We start from the raw sequence: 16,343 nt of genomic DNA on the forward strand, positions 1-16,343 counted from the left end.
GGTCCGTTCCTTTGTCGGGTTTGATGGTGATTTCAATTTATGGGTCTAGTTGCCGCGTTCCAGGTCGCGGAATTCCTTGCGCAGGCGCCACTCGTCGGAAGTTACCTTGCGTTCGATGGATTGCAGGCGCTCGTCGAGGTCCATGAACGTGTACTTCAGGTGGCCAAACGTGGCCCGGGGGCGGTCGGATACACCGCGCCAGAAGGCATCTTCCTCGGGAGAGATCGTGCTGCGGCCGAACGGCGTGCGCGGCGTGATGATCCAGATCGTCATGTAGATGATGATCGAAAGCGGTCCGAACATGAAGAGCGTGGCGAGGACGAAGAGGATGCGGATCAGGATGGGTTCCCAGCCGAACCTCTCGGCCAGGCCGCCACACACACCGGCAATCACCTTGTCATTGCGCGAGCGATAGAAGCGCTTCGGGTTGGGAGACCGGTACTCCGCGCTGTCTTGGTCAGAATAGTGGCGGGTCATTGGCGTGGTGTCCTTAATCTTCGAGGGTTGAACGGGGGCGGCGCGGTGGGCTTGCGCGCTCCCGTGTTTGGTCGTCGCTCTGGTCCAGGAGGGCCTCAAGCGTTTCCAGGCGGCGCTCCATTGCCTTTGCTGAGCGCCAGAGGTCTTCCAGCATCCGTTCGTCATCCGGCTGGAGTGTTTTCTGCCGGCGCCACTGGGAAACGTAGTGGAGCACCATTCCGGGCAGGAAGACGAAGATGCTGAGGATGGCAACAAGGGCTATGATGCCTTCATCCATGGCTTTCGCCCTCCCGGCGTTCGGCGCGGGCCTGGGCGATCAGCCCGGGTGTGCAGATCACTGTCAGGAAGCCGAACAGGCAGATGAGTGAGAACAGCATCTATCAGGCCTCCGACTTGGCGGATTTGGCGGCTGATTTAGAACGCTTGGCTTTCAGGGCTTCGAGTTCCTTCTCGACACTCTCATTCTGCTCAAGCGCGGCGAACTCGGCTTCGAGGGTCGGCTCACGGCCCTTGATCGTGTCCGCATAGGCTTCCATTTCGTCAACCTTGCGCTCGATCGTGTTGTAGCGGGCGAGGGCATCATCGACCCGGCCATCATAAACCTGGCTACGGACGCGGATGCGCTGTTCGGCGGCTTCGCGGCGCATCATCAGCGAACGGTGCTTGGCCTTGGCTTCGTCCAGCTTGGCCTGAAGCTTGCCGAGATCTTCCTGGCGCTTTTCGAAGGCTTCTTCGGCGGCGTCCATGGCGGCCTTGCGGCGGGTGATCTCCCCTTCGGCTTTCTGCTTGGCGATCAGGGCGCCACGCGCAAGGTCTTCGCGACCCTTGTCGATGGCCAGTTCGGCCTTGGCAGCCCATTCGTCGCGGGCGGATGTGAAATGGACGATTTCGCGTTCCATTTCCTTCTTGTCAGCCATGGCGCGGGCAGCGGCCGTGCGGACTTCGACCAGCGTGTCTTCCATTTCCTGGATGATCAGGCGGGCAATTTTTTCCGGGTTTTCAGCACCGTCCAGCATCGCGTTGATGTTGGAGTTGATGATGTCACCGAGGCGGGAGAAGAGACCCATGGGGTATCCTTTCTTGTTTGACTGGGAGGGGGATTAAAAGAAGAGGCCGCCGAGGAAGATGCCGACGCCGAAAAACATCCAGCTCTCGGCAGGGCGGGTCGACAGCCAGCGGCCAAAACGGCCTGCGTCACTGCGAGCTTCTGTTCGGTAATTACGGTCGTCCATCTTTGGCCTTGTCCTTCTTGCTGGTTGCGACGCCCCGTCGCTCTGAGTGCCAGTATCATTTCAAGGACCGTGCCAAGTGAAAATTAATTGCATAACACCTTGAAAAATAAGGCTAAAAAAGATTTTTGGACAAAGTCGCGCAATATTATTTCGCGAATTTGACGAAATAATAAGTCGAAAATTAAATTCAGAATGGCTATATTGCCCAAATGATCGGCCAATCGACCCAGCTCATCGGTGAAGCGCCTGCCTGGCTCAGTGCGCAGGAGCATGTCTCCCGCGTCGCCCCGCTGGAGCGGCCAATCCTGGTGATCGGTGAGCGCGGCACCGGCAAGGAATTGATCGGCGAGCGCCTGCACTTCCTGTCGAAGCGCTGGGAAGGCCCGTTCGTGAAGGTCAACTGTGCGGCGCTATCTGAACAATTGCTGGATTCCGAACTGTTTGGCCATGAGCGCGGGGCCTTTACGGGCGCGACCGAGCAGCGCAAGGGCCGGTTCGAGCTGGCAGATGGCGGCACGATCTTTCTCGACGAGATCGCAACGGCGAGCCGCGCCGTGCAGGAAAAGCTGCTGCGTATCGTGGAATATGGCGAATTCCAGCGGCTTGGCGGTTCGCGGGTCATGTCGACCAATGTACGCATTGTTGCCGCCACGAACATGGACCTGCCAGCCATGGTGGAGCGGGGAGACTTCCGGGCGGACCTGCTGGACCGGCTCGCATTCGATGTCATCACGCTACCGCCGCTGCGGGCGCGCAAGGGAGACGCAACGCTGCTGGCCGATTTCTTTGCCCGCCGTATCGCGATCGAGATGGCGCAGGATTTCCCGGGCTTCGCCCCGTCGGCTATAGCGGCGATCGAAGCGCATGACTGGCCGGGCAATGTGCGCGAATTGCGCAATTTCGCCCAGCGCCTTGCGCACCGCTCCATGCTGACCGCACCGGACGAGCCGGTTCGGTTCGACCCCTCGGCGCTGGATCCGTTCGCGTCTCCGTGGCGGCCCGGTGCCACCCGTCCGGCAAAAGCCGAAGCTCCAACCCCTGAATCGCCTGAGGAATCGGCCATTCGCGGCCCGGTCGATTTCAATTCTGCCATAGGCCGGCTGGAATTGCGCCTGGTCGATGAAGCCCTTGCCGCCAGCCAGGGGCATCAGGGCCGGGCCGCCGAGACGCTGGGGCTGACCTATCACCAGTTCCGGGGCCTGCTGAAAAAGCATGGCTATGGCAAGAAACCGGGCAAGCCTGACGCGTGAACCGGCTGTAATGTGAGCGTTCACTGTTAAGGTTGCGACAGGTCCGGGGATTCGATTCGCGTCTGGCGCAAATCTGCGCCATACTTGAAAGTCTCAAATAGCAAAGGAGACCGCTCGTGCAGATACAGATTACTGGCAAGCATATGGATCTCGGAGGCGCTCTCAGGAGCCGAATTGAAGAAGGGCTTGAGGCGGCGGTCAGTAAGTATTTCAATCGAACGGGGGAGGCGAGCGTTTTCGTCTCGCAACAGGGCCACCTCGTGGAAGTCGACTGCAACGTGCACCTTCCGTCCGGCATTGTTCTGCAATCGACCGGCAAGGCTGGCGACCCCTATGCCGCATTGGAAGACAGTCTCGACAAAATGGAAAAGCGGGTGCGCCGCTACAAGCGCCGCCTGAAGGACCATCATGCCAATCCTGCTGCGCCCCTGCCGGCTGAAGTCGCGACCGGCGCCGTTCTCACGCTCAACGGGCGCGCAACTGATGGCGAGGAAATCGACGACGAGATTGTCGATGTGTCTGATGTGCCGCTGACCGTCGCGGAGACATCCGTCAGTATCCGCAAGATGAGCGTGTCGGAAGCCGTCATGCAGCTCGAACTGCAAGAGGTGCCTGCGCTCATGTTCAGGAATGCTGGCCATGACGGCCTGAATATGGTCTACCGCCGTCCGGATGGACATATCGGCTGGGTTGATCCGGCCAACACTCCCAGGAACTGAAGCCCACACACGGAAGCATCGTAAATGGCAACCGATCTGAGCTCCCTGCTAAAAGGCGGGATTATCATCCCCTGTTATGAGGCAACCAGCCGCAAACAGGCGCTGCACGCACTGTCTGAAGAACTCAGTCGCATGACGAAGATTTCCGCGCGCGAAATCGAGGATTCGGTGATGGAGCGCGAGCGTCTCGGGTCGACAGGTGTCGGCGAAGGCGTCGCGATTCCACACGCGCGCGTGCAGGGCATTGATGCGCCGACCGGGGGATTCATGCGCCTGGCATCGGGCGTGGACTTCGAGGCGATCGACGACCGGCCATGCGACCTGATCTTCATGTTGCTGGCGCCCTTGTCGGCAGGGGCGGACCATTTGCGGGCGCTGGCGCAAGTCAGCCGTGTCTTCCGTCAGGGGGCCGTGCGCGATGCGCTCCGCGAGGCCAATACAGTTGAAGAGGTCAAGGCCATTATCTGCAAGGAATCGGTCGAGTCCTCAATGTAACCTGAACGCAGGACGCCAACAAGAAAGCCCGCCGGTTGGCCCGGCGGGCTTCTTTGTTTGCCGGTCATGCGGAGCGATCAGCCCTCGCTTGGCTTTTCTTCAGCAAAGCCGCGATTTTCCAGCAGGGGCTCGATCGTCGGATCGGCCCCGCGGAAATTGCGGTAGAGTTCGTCAGCCTCGCGCAGGCCGCCTGACTCATAGACCCATTTCTTCAGCTTTCCGGCAAGTTCCGGATTGTAGATGTCGCCGGTCTGCTTGAAGGCCATGAAGCCGTCCGCATCGAGAATTTCAGACCAGAGATAGGCGTAGTAGCCTGCCGAGTATCCGCCCGCAAAGATATGGCTGAAATACTGCGAACGGTAGCGCGGTTCGATTTCCGGAAGGATGCCGTATTCTTCCATCACCTGCTGTTCGAATGCGCGGGCATCGGTGATCTTTGCGGCTTCTTCCGATGTCAGCATGTGCCAGCGCAGGTCGAGCAGGGATGCAGCGATGAACTCGGTGGTCTTGAAGCCCTGGTTGAAGTTCGAGGCTGCATTCATCTTGTCGACCAGCTCTTGCGGAATGATCTCGCCGGTCTTGTTGTGCCGGGCATATACAGCCAGCACTTCAGGGTCACCCGCCCAGTGTTCCAGGATCTGCGCCGGGAACTCGGTATAATCGCGCGGACCATCAACGCCCGAGAAAGTCGAATACTTAATCTGCGTCAGAAGGCCATGCAGGCCGTGACCGAACTCGTGGAACAGGGTTTCGACCTCGGTAAAGGTCAGCAGGGTCGGCTCGCCCCTGGCGGGCGGGGTGACGTTCAGGTTATTGGTAATGATCGGCCGGATTGTCTCACCGACATTCGATGCATCACGGAAGGATGACATCCACGCGCCGCCCCGCTTGGAATCGCGCGAATACATGTCAGCCATGAACAGGCCGAGATGTTCGCCCGTCTCGAGGTCTTTCACGTCCCACGACTGGGCGACCGGGTTCCATGTCTCCGTTTCGACCGGCGTGAAGCTGACATTGAACAGCTTGGTTGCGACATCGAACGCACCCTGGCGCACCGCGCCGAGCTCGAAATAGGGCTTCAGCACATTGCCGTCGAAGGCATATTTCGCCTGGCGCACTTTCTCGGCATAGAACCACCAGTCCTGGCCTTCCAGCGTGAATGCGTCACCGATTATGGCCTGCATGTCGGCGCGTTCTTCTGTGGCGCGCGCAAGGCCCGGTTCCAGGACGCGCTTGAGGAAGTCCTCGGCCTGTTGCGGTGTCTTCGCCATGCGCGTTTCGAGCTGGTAGGCAGCATGCGACGGGTAGCCCATCAGTTCCGCGCGCCTGGCCCGCAACTGCGCGATCTTGATCAGGATCGGCCCATTGTCATATTCGCCGCTGGACGCGCGCAGGCGATACCCGTCAAACATCTGCTTGCGCAGGTCGCGGTTCTCGCCCTGCGTCATGAAGGTTTCGAACACCGAGCGGTCCACGGTCAGGACCCATTTGTCCTCGCCCTCAACCTTGATTGAATTCTTGAAGTCATCAGCGAGCCCGGCGAGCTGCGCCTCGTCGGTGACTTCCAGTTTGAAGGCCTTGGTCGAAAGGAGCAGGTTCTTGCCGAATTCGGTCGTCAGCGCCGACAGCTCTTCATTGATGCTGGCAACTTCTGCCTTCACGTCCGGGTTCAGCGCAGCGCCATTGCGCACGAAGTCGCGATGGGTCAGCTCGAGCAGACGGGCATCCTGCTCGTCGAGCCCCAACCGGTCACGTTCGGCATAAACGGCCTGCACGCGCGTGAAGAGGTCCGGGTTGAACGTGATCGCATCAGTCTCGCGCGTGAGCATCGGATAGATTTCGGATTCCAGCTCGCTCAGCGTGTCATTCGTATCGGTATTGGTGATGTTGTTGAAGGTCATTATGACCCTGTTCAGCGACCCGCCCGCCTGGTCGAGCGCCACGATCGTATTGTCGAAGTCCGGCGCGTCCGGATTATTGACGATGGCGGCGACTTCCTCGCGCAGCTCAAGCAGCGCCTTCTTGGTCGCCGGCAGGTAATGAGCGTCCGTGATCTGGCTGAACGGCGGGACACCATATTCCGACGTCCATTCCTGGCGGAACGGGTTGCCTTCGAGTTCTGCGTTTGTCACCACGATTTCCGGTCGTTCGGGTTTTTCGGTCTGTGAGACTTCTGCCTGTTCAGGCGTAGCATCTGGTTTCTTGCCACATGCGGACAGGGTGAGAGCGAGCGCGGCAACCGTACCGAGCAGGAAATGTTTTGTGGTCATGAAGCGTCCTCTTGATGGATTTGACCCCGTTTAGCGCGGGAACAGGGCAAAAACCAGCATTTGAGGCCTGTTCATTGCAGGTTAGCGTGCGAGACGGGCAATCGTCTCGTGATACTCCGCAATCGTTTCCTCGAAGATCTGTGCCACCGGTTTGACCGCGTGAATTCGCCCGGCGACTTGTCCTGTCAACGCGATCCCGGCTTCCAGGTCGCCGCCAAAATACACAGCCTGCGTATCGGCGAACTCTCCAAAAATATTGGCGCTGCCTTCTGTTTCGATACGACTGGTGCGTTCGGTCCGCAGGGCACGCAGGGCCGGCCCGGGTCCGGAACGGTTGAGGAAGACCGTATCAGTTGCTTCGGCGTCGATGATCGCGGTTTTCCAGTTCTGATGAACCGGGCTTTCCTCTGACGAAAGGATACGTGTTCCCATGAGGACGCCTTCAGCGCCGAGTGCAAAGGCGGCGGCCATGGTGCGCCCGTCCGTAATGCCGCCGGCAGCCACGACCGGCACATTCACGTGCTCACAGACCAGCGGGATCAGCACCATGGAGGCGACATCCTTCGGGTTCTTGAACCCGCCACCTTCGCCACCTTCAACAATCAGCCCGTCAACGCCCGCTTCGATGGCACGCAGTGCGCCCTGGAGGCTGGGCACGACGTGGAACACAGTCAGGCCGGCTTCCTTGAGCATGCCTGTGTATTTCATCGGATCGCCTGCAGACGTGGTCACGAACTTGATGCCCTGCCGGATGATGAAGTCGATGATGTTCGGGTCTCGCACAAACGCCTGCGCCACGTTCACGCCGAATGGCTTGTCCGTCAGGTCGCGCATCTTGAGGATTTCCCCACGGATCGCGTCCAGTTCGCCCGACGAGGTTTCAATAATGCCCATTCCGCCTGCATTGGAAACGGCCGATGAAAGGTGTGAGCGGGCGATCCAGCCCATCGCGGCCTGGATGATCGGCTTTTCGATGCCGAGCATTTCTGTGATGCGCGTTCTGACGGGCTTGGTGGTCATGGTTCTTCCTGTCTTTTCATGTCGGGTTCGGTGTTTCCCCGAAGCAGTGAAAGGCCTAGTGACCTCGGGGGAACGGGGTGCCGTAACGGTGTGAAAAATGGTGCGCGATACTGCGGGCGCTGGCAAGATAGCGCAGGCCATTGGCTTCCTCGACATTCACATCCGGTCCAACCGGCGTGTCAGGGTGCAGGACCAAGGTCGGCGCATTGTACCGGCCTTCGCCCAGCACCGCGACAATCTCTGTTCGGGGGTGTTCAAGACCGACATGGACAATGTCCAGCGCGTCGCGAATTGCCGGGAAATAACTGAGCACGCCCCATATCTCGGCACATTCCGGGCAGAACTCTCGCCGGTCATTTCCCACAAATCCGGGAGGCAACAGGAACAGGACATCTCTGGGCATTGGCAGGTCTCACGCTCTGGTTCTGTGACGTCCTAATACGCATGTTCCGCGAAGTCATGGCGTGACAGCATCCGCTTGCAGCCTATGTTGGCCCATCAAGGGTTGAGGAGGTCTCGCCGATGGCAGACATGCAGCAGGTGGTTCTGGCGCGCTATTGTGAGGGTGCCCCTGTGCCGGACGATTTCAGGCTGGAAAACGCCGGGCTGCCCGAACCGAAGGAGGGACAGTTCCGGGTCGCCCATGTCTGGTGCTCGGTTGATCCCGGCACGCGGTCGCGCCTGTCTGGAGGCGATTCCTACGCCATGGCGCTGCCGCTGGGAAAACCGGTTGACGGTTTCAGCGTCGGCATCGTGGAGGCTAGCCAGAACGCTGATTTCCCGGTCGGCACGAAAGTCTTCTGCGCGGGTGGCTGGAAGACGCATTCGATCCAGTCAGGCAGGGGCTTTATCGGCAAGGTGCCGGATGCCCCGGTGCCGCTCAGTGCCTGGATCGGCGTGCTCGGCGTGCCGGGACTGACGGCCTGGTTCGGCCTGAAGACAGTGGCGAAATTCCGGGAAGGGGACGCCGTGCTCGTCACGTCCGCTGCCGGTCCGGTCGGTGCCACCGCAGGTCAGCTCGCAAAGGCCTGGGGCGCATCGAAAGTCGTCGGCATCGCCGGATCTGACGCGAAATGCGATTTCCTGACACGCGAAGCCGGGTTCGATGCGGCGATCAACTACAAGACAGAGACGGACCTGACGGCGGCCATCGCGGCGCGGTTTCCGAAAGGCGTTGATGTCCTGTTCGACAATGTCGGCAATGACATGGTCAATCGCGTGCTGCCGCTTATGGCGCTCAACGGACGGATTTGCATTTCCGGCCAGGTGGCAGACTATAATCTCACGCCGGAACAGACGCCGGGCATTGTCAATACCAAGCCCTTCATCACCCACCGCGTGAACATGCAGGGACTGGTTGTCTTTGATTTCGCCCGCGAATTCCCCGAAGCCCTGCAGACAATGGCCGGTCTTCTGGCGAGCGGAAAGCTGAAGAGCAATGAGGAACGCTTCGACGGCATCACGGCGATGCCGGAAGCCTTTTGCGGCCTGTTCCGGGGTGAGAATTTCGGCCGACGCGTCGTCAGAGTGGGAGAGGAAAAATGAGCACGCAGTACGACATTACCACTGATAAATGGGAGCGGTTTGCGTTCACCCGTGATGGACGTGTCCTGACCGCCGCGATCACGTCGGACCATCCCGTCAACGGCGTTGACGAGCAGATGCATACCGAACTCGCGCTCGTCTTCAACTGCCTGCAGCGCGACAGTGAGAGCGACATCATCATTCTCACGGCCAGGGGCAGGGCCTTCTGTGCCGGCGGGGATTTCGACTGGTTCGAAGAGCAGATCAATCATCCCGAACGCTTTCGTGCCATCGGCTGGGACGCCAAGCAGATCGTCACCACGCTGCTGAACATGGAAAAGCCCATCATCTGCCGCATGAACGGCGCCGCCGCAGGCCTCGGCGCGACGATTGCACTTCTCTGCGACATCATCATTGCCGACGAGACGGCGAAGATCGGCGATCCGCACGTGAAGGTAGGACTGGTCGCAGGTGATGGCGGCGCGCTCATCTGGCCCCAGCTGATCGGCTTTGCGAAGGCCAAGGAATTGCTGATGACGGGTGACCTGTTGAGTGCGCGGGAGGCCGAGCGCCTCGGCCTGATCAACTATGCCGTGCCTGCCGCCGAGCTTGATGCGAAAGTGGCTGAACTTGTCGCAAAGCTCCAGGCGAACCCGAAATGGGCTGTGCGCTGGACCAAGACGACCGCCAATATCCCTTTGCGCGCTCTCGCCGCGCAATTGATGGACGCCAGCATCGGCTGGGAGAGCGTATCGAACTATCTGGATGACCGGCGCGAGGCCGTGGCTGCCTTCAAGGAGAAGCGCGCGCCGAAACTGACGGGAGACTGACATGCGGCTGCGCGCCCCCAGTCACTATGAATATGCCACGCTGACGGATCTCTGCATGCGGTCAAAGGCTGTCTGGGGCTATTCGCCCGACATGCTTGAAGCGTTTCGCGCCGAACTGACGATTTCCGAGGACGATGCCGCCACGGACATGATCGTGGTTGCCGATGACATACGCGGTGTGGCCGGTGTCGTGCAGGTCGCCATTGACGGGGAAACGGCCTGGCTCGAAAAGCTCTTCGTCGAACCGGCGCGTCTCGGGGAAGGGACCGGCCAGATGCTGTATGTCTGGGCGTGCCGGATCGCCCAGGATGCCGGCGCAAAGGACCTCGTGATTGATTGCGATCCTGACGCCATGAAATTCTACCTCCGCATGGGCGCCGAGCGCGATGGCGAGGCCGAATCTGCTTCGATTTCGGGCCGTATGCTGCCGCGCCTTGTCCACCGGCTACACCCGGTTCGCACAGGCGGAAATTGACGCAGGCGCCTGCCTGCACTATTTGCATGCCTGTGGTGATTTGGCCGGTCGGCTTGCAGCCACGTTAAACAAGTCGCTAAAAGGCCGCGCGGAACTGCCAGCAGATGCCTGCAATCCGCCTCCCTTTCCCGCGATGCCGAAGAATGGGAGTAACGGCCATGCCGATCAGGATTCCAGACACGCTGCCCGCCCGGGATGTGCTCGTGCGCGAGGGCGTGCCCGTGATGAACGAGACCGATGCAATCCGGCAGGATATCCGCCCCTTGCAGATCGGCCTCCTGAACCTGATGCCCAACAAGATCCGCACCGAGGCCCAGATCGCCCGCCTGATCGGCGCCTCGCCCCTGCAGGTCGAGTTGACCCTCGTCATGGTCGGCGGTCATACGCCCAAGAACACGCCGGAAGAGCATCTGATCAGCTTCTATCAGGATTGGGCCAATGTCCGCGACCGCAAGTTCGATGGCTTCATCATCACCGGTGCGCCCGTGGAGACGCTGCCGTTCGAAGATGTGGGCTATTGGCAGGAACTGACAGAGATCCTCGACTGGACGCGCACGCATGTTCATTCCAGCTTCTTCATCTGCTGGGGCGCCATGGCGGCGGTCTGGTACCTGCATGGCGTACCGAAACATATGCTTACCGAAAAGGCCTTTGGTGTCTATCGTCACCGCAATCTGGCCCCGGCCTCGCCTTACCTGTCCGGCTTCTCAGACGATTTCCAGATCCCGGTCAGCCGCTGGACGGAGGTTCGCGCCGAAGACATTGCAAAGGCCCCCGAACTGAAGCTCCTGATGGAATCGGATGTCACCGGCCCATGCCTCCTGTCGGAACCGGCGCAGCGTGATCTGTATTGCTTCAATCACATCGAATACGATTCCACTTCGTTGAAGGAAGAATATGAGCGCGATATTGCAGCAGGAAAGCAGATCCGCCTGCCGCACGGCTATTTCCCGGACGATGACCCCCGGGCCCAGCCACTGAACCGCTGGCGCAGCCACGCCCATCTCCTGTTCGGCAACTGGATCAACCAGGTTTACCAGACCACACCCTTCGATGCGGCGCACATCGGAGAGGTCTAGACAGATCCGGCTTTCCCGCACGGGGCAATCACACTAGGTATCTCGCATGACCAGCTTCACCTCCGAACCGACCCATGTCACCGAACTGCGCCGCCAGCTGTCGCGCTGGGTGGCCGAGAAAATGCCCCGCGAGAAGCGTCGCGAATGGGACAAGGCCCATACATGGGACAGGGCTCTGTTCAGGGACCTTGCAGGGATGGGCCTGATCGGCCTGACGATACCGGAAGAATACGGCGGCCAGGGCGAGGACATCTATGCCGCCGCCGCCGTGATCGAGGAACTTTGCCAGGGCGGCCCCAGCATGGCGGGCCCCTTCATCCATGCCGCCTTCTATGGCGGTCTCAACATTTCCGAGAACGGATCGCCTGAGCAGAAGGAGGCCCTGCTGCCAAAGCTGGCACGCGGCGAAATGTTCCTCTGCTATGGCCTGTCCGAACCCAATGTCGGCGGCGATCTGCCCAGCGTCGAGACGCGCGTCACCCGAGAGGGCGACGAGATTGTCATCAACGGTGCCAAGCGCTGGTGCACGGGCGCGGACTGGTCGGACTATATCTATTGTCTCTGCCGCTCCGGCGGCCCGGAAGACCGCCACGGCAATCTTACCTTCGTCCTTGTGCCCACCAGTGCGCCCGGCGTCTCGATGCAGCCCATCGCCCACGCAAACCTGCGCTACACGGACTCGATGGACGTCTTCCTTGATGATGTCCGCCTGCCCGCCAGCGCTATCGTCGGCGGCCCGGACAAGTGGAACAAGGGCTGGGAGGCTCTTGCCGGCCGGGCGCTTGATGTCGAAAAGATCGAGATCACCGCCGTCGCCTATGGCATCGCCCGCGCCGCGCTGGAAGAGGCCTGGCAATACGCGCAGGAACGCACGCAGTTCGGCAAACCGATCTCGAAACATCAGGCCATCGCCCACAAGCTGGTTACCGCACGCACGAAACTCGCCGCCTGCCGACACATGCTCTATCATGCCGCCTGGCTCGCGAGCGAACACCAGCCGTGCAGCGTGGAAACCGCCATGGCCAAGCTCTATGTCGCCGACACGGGCGTCGAAATCGGCCTTGCCTGCCAGCAGGTCATCGGCGCCTATGGCCTGTCGGATGCCTATGACATCGAACGCAATGTCCGCGACCTGCTTGGCATGCCGATTGTCGGTGGCTCCAGCGACATCCAGAAAAACAACCTTGCAAGGATGTTGAGACTCTAGATGCCGATAGCTCCTCATCCCTCGACTTCGCTCAGGATGAGCGCTCTGCAGGCAGGTTCACAGGACCAGCACGCGTGATCGAAACCCAGGCGTCCCCAGAACTCTCCTACGCGTCCTATTTCGACGATCCACTGAAGCGGCGCCTCATCCGCACGGTCGAGCGCATGTCGGGTCAGCCCAGGATCAAACGGCTCTACGAGCATTTTCGCGATCATCTCGCCGATGACGTGCCCTTCTTCGAAGCTGCCATGCGGCTGCTCGATCTCGATGTGCAGTTCTCTGCCTCGCGCCTCGCCGAAATCCCGCGTACCGGCCCGCTGGTCATTGTCGCGAACCATCCGTTTGGCGTGCTGGACGGCCTCGTCATCTGCTGGTTGACGAGCCTGCGCCGGATGGATTTCAGGGTGCTGACCAATACCGCCCTCGACGGCGTACCCGAAGCCAGGCCTTATATCCTGCCGGTCGACTTTTCCGGCACGAAGGAAGCCCTCGCTGCCAATGTCGTGATGCGCAAGGAAGCGCTGGCACATGTTAAGGCTGGCGGCTGCGTCATCGTCTTTCCCGGCGGCGGTGTTGCCACCACGCCGCGCCCGTTCGACCGCACGGCGGTGGACGATGAGTGGAAGCCCTTCACCGCCAAGCTCATCACGCATTCCGGCGCGCATGTGACACCTGTCTATTTCGAGGGGCAGAACTCCCGCCTGTTTCAGCTCGCCAGCCACCTCTCGCTGGAACTGCGCCTCGCGCTGGTCTTCCGCGAAGTGAAACGCCGCATGGGAACGGCCCTGCCGGTCGTCATCGGCGAGACGCTGACACCGGAAGCCCTGAAAGACGCTGGCAAGCGAAAGGGCCTGATGGAATTCCTGCGTGAGAAGACCTATGGGCTTGCCCCGACGGGGCAGACTTTGCGATATCATGAAGCCACGCGCCGCTTCATGGCGAAGAAGCCATTGGTTTTCCGCTAGGCCGGGAGGACGAAGCATGAGCGACCCATTGGGCGGTGCGGCCGACACGGCCATAGAGCACGCCGCTGCAGATGCGGTCGCGAGGATCGGGCCCCTGAAGTCGGCCGCGCATGACACGCAATGCCTGAATTGCGGCAAGGCGCTCGTCGGCGATTTCTGCCACGCATGCGGCCAGGGCGCCCAGAGCCTCCGCCGTCCTTTCTGGTCGCTCGTCGGGGAGAGTATCGAGACCCTGTTCGCGATTGATGGCCGTGTCGCCCGCACCCTGCCGGACCTGCTGCTTCATCCCGGCCGCATGACACGTCTCTATCTCGATGGCCAAAGGGCGCGCTTCATTCCGCCCTTCCGTCTCTATGTGCTCGCCTCGCTGGTCTTCTTTGTGCTCCTGCCAGTCGTGATCGGCCAGCGCGTCGGCTTCATGTCGCAGGTCGAACCAACTTTCGAGGAGGCGCGTGCACAGATCGAAAAGTCCTATCAGCAGGGCGACATGACCGAGGCAGACTACCAGGAGGCGATCAGTGGCATGGACCAGGCCGAGGCCATGTGGCGCGGCGGCATTCCGGGCCTTGTCGCCTCGCCTTCCGTCACCGCGGGCGAGGAGGCTGCGCCAGCGCCACCGGATGCGGAATGGGCCGGCTTGATGCCGAAGGAAGCGCTGGACGCGATCCGCGAGGCCGGCGAGAAAGGCGACGGGGACGCCGCCCGCTTTGCAGAGGTGATGGACAGGCCGGGCCTGCTCGCGGAGCAGACGCGCCGCTGGATTCCGCGCATGATGTTCGTGCTGCTGCCGGTCTTTGCCTGCCTTCTGGCGCTGGTCTATCTGTGGCGGCGCCAGTTCCTGTTCTTCGACCACTTGATTGTATCGCTGCACTTCCATGCCGCACTCTTCTTCGCTATGTCGATCGGTGTGATTGGCGCGCAGCTTGTCGGCTGGGGCTGGGTGACGCTTGCCCTGATTATCTATTCAAACGTCTATCTCTACCGCCTCAACCGCGTCGTCTACGGGCGTGGCGCGTTCAGTTCCATCCTGAGGACAGTAACGCTCGACAGCATCTACTTCTGCGCCCTGCTGTCGGCCCTGCTGATGGCCGTCATTTTCGGCGCCTTGTCATTATGAGGCGCCGCGCATGATCACGCCTGACCAGCTCCGCACGATTGCCCTCGCCTTTCCGCGCGCTCTCGAGAAACCGCATTTCGACTGGGCCAGTTTTCGGGTCGATGTGCCCAAGGGCAGGATTTTCTGCACCCTGCCGCCGCACCACGAATTCTCGAACGTGTTCCTGACGCCGGAGGAGCAGGCCATGCTTGTGGAGGCCGAGCCGGACTTTTTCTTCAAGGTGCCCAACAAATGGGGCGACAAGGGCGCAACCTCGATCCGCCTTGCAGTATGCGATGAACTGACCCTGCGGTCAGCGCTCACCCTGTCGTGGCGTCATGCTGCCCCGCCCAGGTTTCATGGTGAACTCACGCTTTGACGCGCCCGTGATCCGGTCTAGTCTTTGCAGATGCCTGATACACATATGCCTGCCGACCTGCTCACCGCCGCCCGTGCGCTGCAGCCGGAACTCGCCGCCCGCGCAGCCGAGATGGAGGAAGTCCGCCGCCTGCCGGAGGACCTCGCCGCGAAAATGGCCAGGGCGGGTGTCTTCCGCATGATCACGCCGAAACGTTTCGGCGGGCTGGAGCTGGCGCCGCACGACTTTGTCGAAACGGTCGAAGCCCTCGCCACCGCAAATGCCAGCGCCGGCTGGTGTGCCATGATCGGCGCCACAACCGCCCTGAATGCCGCCTATATGGATCCGGCCACAGCCGGCGAAATCTATTCCGACCCGGACATCATCACTGGCGGCGTCTTTGCGCCCATGGGCAAGGCCGTTGACGAGGGCGACCATTATCGCGTGTCGGGGCGCTGGCAATGGGGCTCGGGCTCGGCCAACTGCACCTGGCTCTGCGGCGGCTGTACGGTCTGGGAGAATGGCGAGATGAAGCGCCTGCCCAGTGGCGCGCCGGATGCACGCATGATGGTCTTCCCGGCTTCGGATGCGACCCTGCTCGACACCTGGCATGTCATGGGCCTGAAAGGCACAGGATCAGGCGACATCGAAGTGAAGGACATTCGCGTGCCCAAGGCGCGGTCAGTCTCGCTGGTGGTGGACCAGCCGCACGAACCGGGCGCCCTGTTCAAGTTTCCCGCCTTTGGCCTCCTGTCACTGGGCGTCTGCGCTGTGGCCCTCGGTAACGCGCGCGGCTCACTTGATGCCTTTGCGACGCTGGCCACCACCAAGAAATCGCAGGGCTCCACCAAAACGCTCGCTGAACGCCAGACCATGCAGGCCGAATTTGCCTGTTGCGAAGCCGCCTGGCGCGCGGCGCGGGCCTATCTTTTCGACGAAATCGACAAGACATGGGCAATTGCCACGGGGGAAGAGGGGGCGATCCCGATGGAGCGCCGTGCTGCCTTGCGCATGGCCTGCACCCACATGACACGCACGGGTGCCGATATCTGCCGCACCTTGTACGACCTTGGCGGTGGCGCGGCCCTGTTCGAATCCTCAGACCTGCAACGCCGGTTCCGCGATGCCCACGCCATCACCCAGCATATCGTGACGGCCCCTTCGACATGGGAACTGACGGGCCGCATCCTGTTCGGCTTGCCGACCGATGGTGGCATGGTCTGACGCGGCGTCCCCGTCGCACGCAGAAAGTTGTAATCCCAGGGTGCCGGTTAATCACTTTTAAGTTGCTGGTATGGTAGAAGACAGCCGGGCGTGTTCCGTCAGCCCGACTTCGGCTTCCGGGG

At 61.1% G+C, this 16,343-nt stretch carries 19 protein-coding genes and 1 riboswitch; of the genes, 12 read left to right on the forward strand and 7 right to left on the reverse strand.

Annotation, left to right across the window (positions count from 1 at the left end):
* Positions 1–45: 45 nt before the first annotated feature.
* From pspC to ACQ66M_RS09435, 4 genes are all read right to left on the reverse strand, one after another.
* Positions 46–477, reverse strand: coding sequence for an envelope stress response membrane protein PspC (gene pspC / locus ACQ66M_RS09420; protein WP_430403428.1), 432 nt, complete (start codon positions 475–477; stop codon positions 46–48).
* Between the two features lie 13 nt (positions 478–490).
* Positions 491–754 (reverse strand): envelope stress response membrane protein PspB, encoded by a 264-nt coding sequence (gene pspB / locus ACQ66M_RS09425; protein ID WP_350173963.1) that lies wholly within the window; start codon positions 752–754, stop codon positions 491–493.
* A gap of 103 nt (positions 755–857) precedes the next feature.
* Positions 858–1,544 carry a phage shock protein PspA gene (gene pspA / locus ACQ66M_RS09430; protein WP_350173965.1) on the reverse strand — a complete coding sequence of 229 codons (687 nt, stop codon included), beginning with the start codon at positions 1,542–1,544 and terminating at the stop codon, positions 858–860.
* Between the two features lie 33 nt (positions 1,545–1,577).
* Complete coding sequence (locus tag ACQ66M_RS09435; RefSeq protein WP_299951356.1) at positions 1,578–1,709, reverse strand: hypothetical protein; 132 nt, start codon at positions 1,707–1,709, stop codon at positions 1,578–1,580.
* A gap of 209 nt (positions 1,710–1,918) precedes the next feature.
* Between ACQ66M_RS09435 and pspF the strand changes: the two genes are divergently transcribed.
* From pspF to ACQ66M_RS09450, 3 genes are all read left to right on the forward strand, one after another.
* Entirely contained in the window at positions 1,919–2,959 is a 1,041-nt protein-coding gene (gene pspF, locus ACQ66M_RS09440) for a phage shock protein operon transcriptional activator (protein ID WP_350173968.1), read from the forward strand.
* A gap of 116 nt (positions 2,960–3,075) precedes the next feature.
* A complete protein-coding gene (gene hpf, locus ACQ66M_RS09445; protein ID WP_430403430.1) occupies positions 3,076–3,678 on the forward strand; it encodes a ribosome hibernation-promoting factor, HPF/YfiA family in 603 nt (200 codons plus the stop codon).
* A 24-nt stretch (positions 3,679–3,702) separates the two neighbouring features.
* The gene (locus ACQ66M_RS09450) at positions 3,703–4,173 is read left to right on the forward strand and encodes a PTS sugar transporter subunit IIA (RefSeq protein ID WP_350173972.1); all 471 of its coding nucleotides are present in this window, start codon (positions 3,703–3,705) and stop codon (positions 4,171–4,173) included.
* A gap of 77 nt (positions 4,174–4,250) precedes the next feature.
* On the opposite strand, the gene ACQ66M_RS09455 is transcribed toward ACQ66M_RS09450, so the two are convergent.
* From ACQ66M_RS09455 to ACQ66M_RS09465, 3 genes are all read right to left on the reverse strand, one after another.
* Positions 4,251–6,443 (reverse strand): M3 family metallopeptidase, encoded by a 2,193-nt coding sequence (locus ACQ66M_RS09455; protein WP_430403432.1) that lies wholly within the window; start codon positions 6,441–6,443, stop codon positions 4,251–4,253.
* An 81-nt stretch (positions 6,444–6,524) separates the two neighbouring features.
* Positions 6,525–7,463 (reverse strand): NAD(P)H-dependent flavin oxidoreductase, encoded by a 939-nt coding sequence (locus ACQ66M_RS09460; protein ID WP_430403434.1) that lies wholly within the window; start codon positions 7,461–7,463, stop codon positions 6,525–6,527.
* A gap of 55 nt (positions 7,464–7,518) precedes the next feature.
* On the reverse strand, positions 7,519–7,866 hold the full coding sequence (locus ACQ66M_RS09465; RefSeq protein ID WP_350173978.1) for a DUF3088 family protein: 348 nt from the start codon (positions 7,864–7,866) through the stop codon (positions 7,519–7,521).
* A gap of 119 nt (positions 7,867–7,985) precedes the next feature.
* Here ACQ66M_RS09465 and ACQ66M_RS09470 point away from each other — a divergent pair, with 119 nt between their 5' ends.
* The 9 genes from ACQ66M_RS09470 to ACQ66M_RS09510 all read left to right on the forward strand — a co-directional run bounded on the left by ACQ66M_RS09470 (position 7,986) and on the right by ACQ66M_RS09510 (position 16,221).
* Positions 7,986–9,008, forward strand: coding sequence for an NADP-dependent oxidoreductase (locus ACQ66M_RS09470; RefSeq protein ID WP_430403436.1), 1,023 nt, complete (start codon positions 7,986–7,988; stop codon positions 9,006–9,008).
* Positions 9,005–9,817 (forward strand): enoyl-CoA hydratase/isomerase family protein, encoded by an 813-nt coding sequence (locus ACQ66M_RS09475; protein ID WP_430403438.1) that lies wholly within the window; start codon positions 9,005–9,007, stop codon positions 9,815–9,817. The genes ACQ66M_RS09470 and ACQ66M_RS09475 overlap by 4 nt, the downstream gene beginning before the upstream one ends.
* A gap of 1 nt (position 9,818) precedes the next feature.
* Entirely contained in the window at positions 9,819–10,292 is a 474-nt protein-coding gene (locus ACQ66M_RS09480) for a GNAT family N-acetyltransferase (protein ID WP_430403440.1), read from the forward strand.
* Positions 10,293–10,314: 22 nt separating this feature from the next.
* A riboswitch (SAM riboswitch) is annotated at positions 10,315–10,392 on the forward strand.
* A gap of 58 nt (positions 10,393–10,450) precedes the next feature.
* The gene (gene metA, locus ACQ66M_RS09485; RefSeq protein WP_430403442.1) at positions 10,451–11,371 is read left to right on the forward strand and encodes a homoserine O-acetyltransferase MetA; all 921 of its coding nucleotides are present in this window, start codon (positions 10,451–10,453) and stop codon (positions 11,369–11,371) included.
* Positions 11,372–11,417: 46 nt separating this feature from the next.
* Entirely contained in the window at positions 11,418–12,578 is a 1,161-nt protein-coding gene (locus ACQ66M_RS09490; RefSeq protein ID WP_430403444.1) for an acyl-CoA dehydrogenase family protein, read from the forward strand.
* 74 nt (positions 12,579–12,652) lie between these two features.
* A complete protein-coding gene (locus ACQ66M_RS09495) occupies positions 12,653–13,543 on the forward strand; it encodes a lysophospholipid acyltransferase family protein (protein ID WP_430403446.1) in 891 nt (296 codons plus the stop codon).
* A gap of 16 nt (positions 13,544–13,559) precedes the next feature.
* A complete protein-coding gene (locus tag ACQ66M_RS09500; RefSeq protein WP_430403448.1) occupies positions 13,560–14,660 on the forward strand; it encodes a DUF3667 domain-containing protein in 1,101 nt (366 codons plus the stop codon).
* 10 nt (positions 14,661–14,670) lie between these two features.
* On the forward strand, positions 14,671–15,018 hold the full coding sequence (locus ACQ66M_RS09505) for an MmcQ/YjbR family DNA-binding protein (protein WP_430403450.1): 348 nt from the start codon (positions 14,671–14,673) through the stop codon (positions 15,016–15,018).
* Positions 15,019–15,048: 30 nt separating this feature from the next.
* The gene (locus tag ACQ66M_RS09510) at positions 15,049–16,221 is read left to right on the forward strand and encodes an acyl-CoA dehydrogenase family protein (protein WP_430403452.1); all 1,173 of its coding nucleotides are present in this window, start codon (positions 15,049–15,051) and stop codon (positions 16,219–16,221) included.
* Positions 16,222–16,343 lie beyond the last annotated feature (122 nt).

The sequence above is a fragment of the Hyphomonas sp. genome, from assembly GCF_965284475.1.
Lineage (GTDB): Bacteria > Pseudomonadota > Alphaproteobacteria > Caulobacterales > Hyphomonadaceae > Hyphomonas.

Bases quoted from the DNA above. Each gene is read 5' to 3' on its own strand.
- pspC (WP_430403428.1), bottom strand. From the start codon at position 477: ATGACCCGCCACTATTCTGACCAAGACAGCGCGGAGTACCGGTCTCCC.
- pspB (WP_350173963.1), bottom strand. From the start codon at position 754: ATGGATGAAGGCATCATAGCCCTTGTTGCCATCCTCAGCATCTTCGTC.
- pspA (WP_350173965.1), bottom strand. From the start codon at position 1,544: ATGGGTCTCTTCTCCCGCCTCGGTGACATCATCAACTCCAACATCAAC.
- ACQ66M_RS09435 (WP_299951356.1), bottom strand. From the start codon at position 1,709: ATGGACGACCGTAATTACCGAACAGAAGCTCGCAGTGACGCAGGCCGT.
- pspF (WP_350173968.1), top strand. From the start codon at position 1,919: ATGATCGGCCAATCGACCCAGCTCATCGGTGAAGCGCCTGCCTGGCTC.
- ACQ66M_RS09450 (WP_350173972.1), top strand. From the start codon at position 3,703: ATGGCAACCGATCTGAGCTCCCTGCTAAAAGGCGGGATTATCATCCCC.
- ACQ66M_RS09455 (WP_430403432.1), bottom strand. From the start codon at position 6,443: ATGACCACAAAACATTTCCTGCTCGGTACGGTTGCCGCGCTCGCTCTC.
- ACQ66M_RS09460 (WP_430403434.1), bottom strand. From the start codon at position 7,463: ATGACCACCAAGCCCGTCAGAACGCGCATCACAGAAATGCTCGGCATC.
- ACQ66M_RS09465 (WP_350173978.1), bottom strand. From the start codon at position 7,866: ATGCCCAGAGATGTCCTGTTCCTGTTGCCTCCCGGATTTGTGGGAAAT.
- ACQ66M_RS09470 (WP_430403436.1), top strand. From the start codon at position 7,986: ATGGCAGACATGCAGCAGGTGGTTCTGGCGCGCTATTGTGAGGGTGCC.
- ACQ66M_RS09475 (WP_430403438.1), top strand. From the start codon at position 9,005: ATGAGCACGCAGTACGACATTACCACTGATAAATGGGAGCGGTTTGCG.
- ACQ66M_RS09480 (WP_430403440.1), top strand. From the start codon at position 9,819: ATGCGGCTGCGCGCCCCCAGTCACTATGAATATGCCACGCTGACGGAT.
- metA (WP_430403442.1), top strand. From the start codon at position 10,451: ATGCCGATCAGGATTCCAGACACGCTGCCCGCCCGGGATGTGCTCGTG.
- ACQ66M_RS09490 (WP_430403444.1), top strand. From the start codon at position 11,418: ATGACCAGCTTCACCTCCGAACCGACCCATGTCACCGAACTGCGCCGC.
- ACQ66M_RS09500 (WP_430403448.1), top strand. From the start codon at position 13,560: ATGAGCGACCCATTGGGCGGTGCGGCCGACACGGCCATAGAGCACGCC.
- ACQ66M_RS09505 (WP_430403450.1), top strand. From the start codon at position 14,671: ATGATCACGCCTGACCAGCTCCGCACGATTGCCCTCGCCTTTCCGCGC.
- ACQ66M_RS09510 (WP_430403452.1), top strand. From the start codon at position 15,049: ATGCCTGATACACATATGCCTGCCGACCTGCTCACCGCCGCCCGTGCG.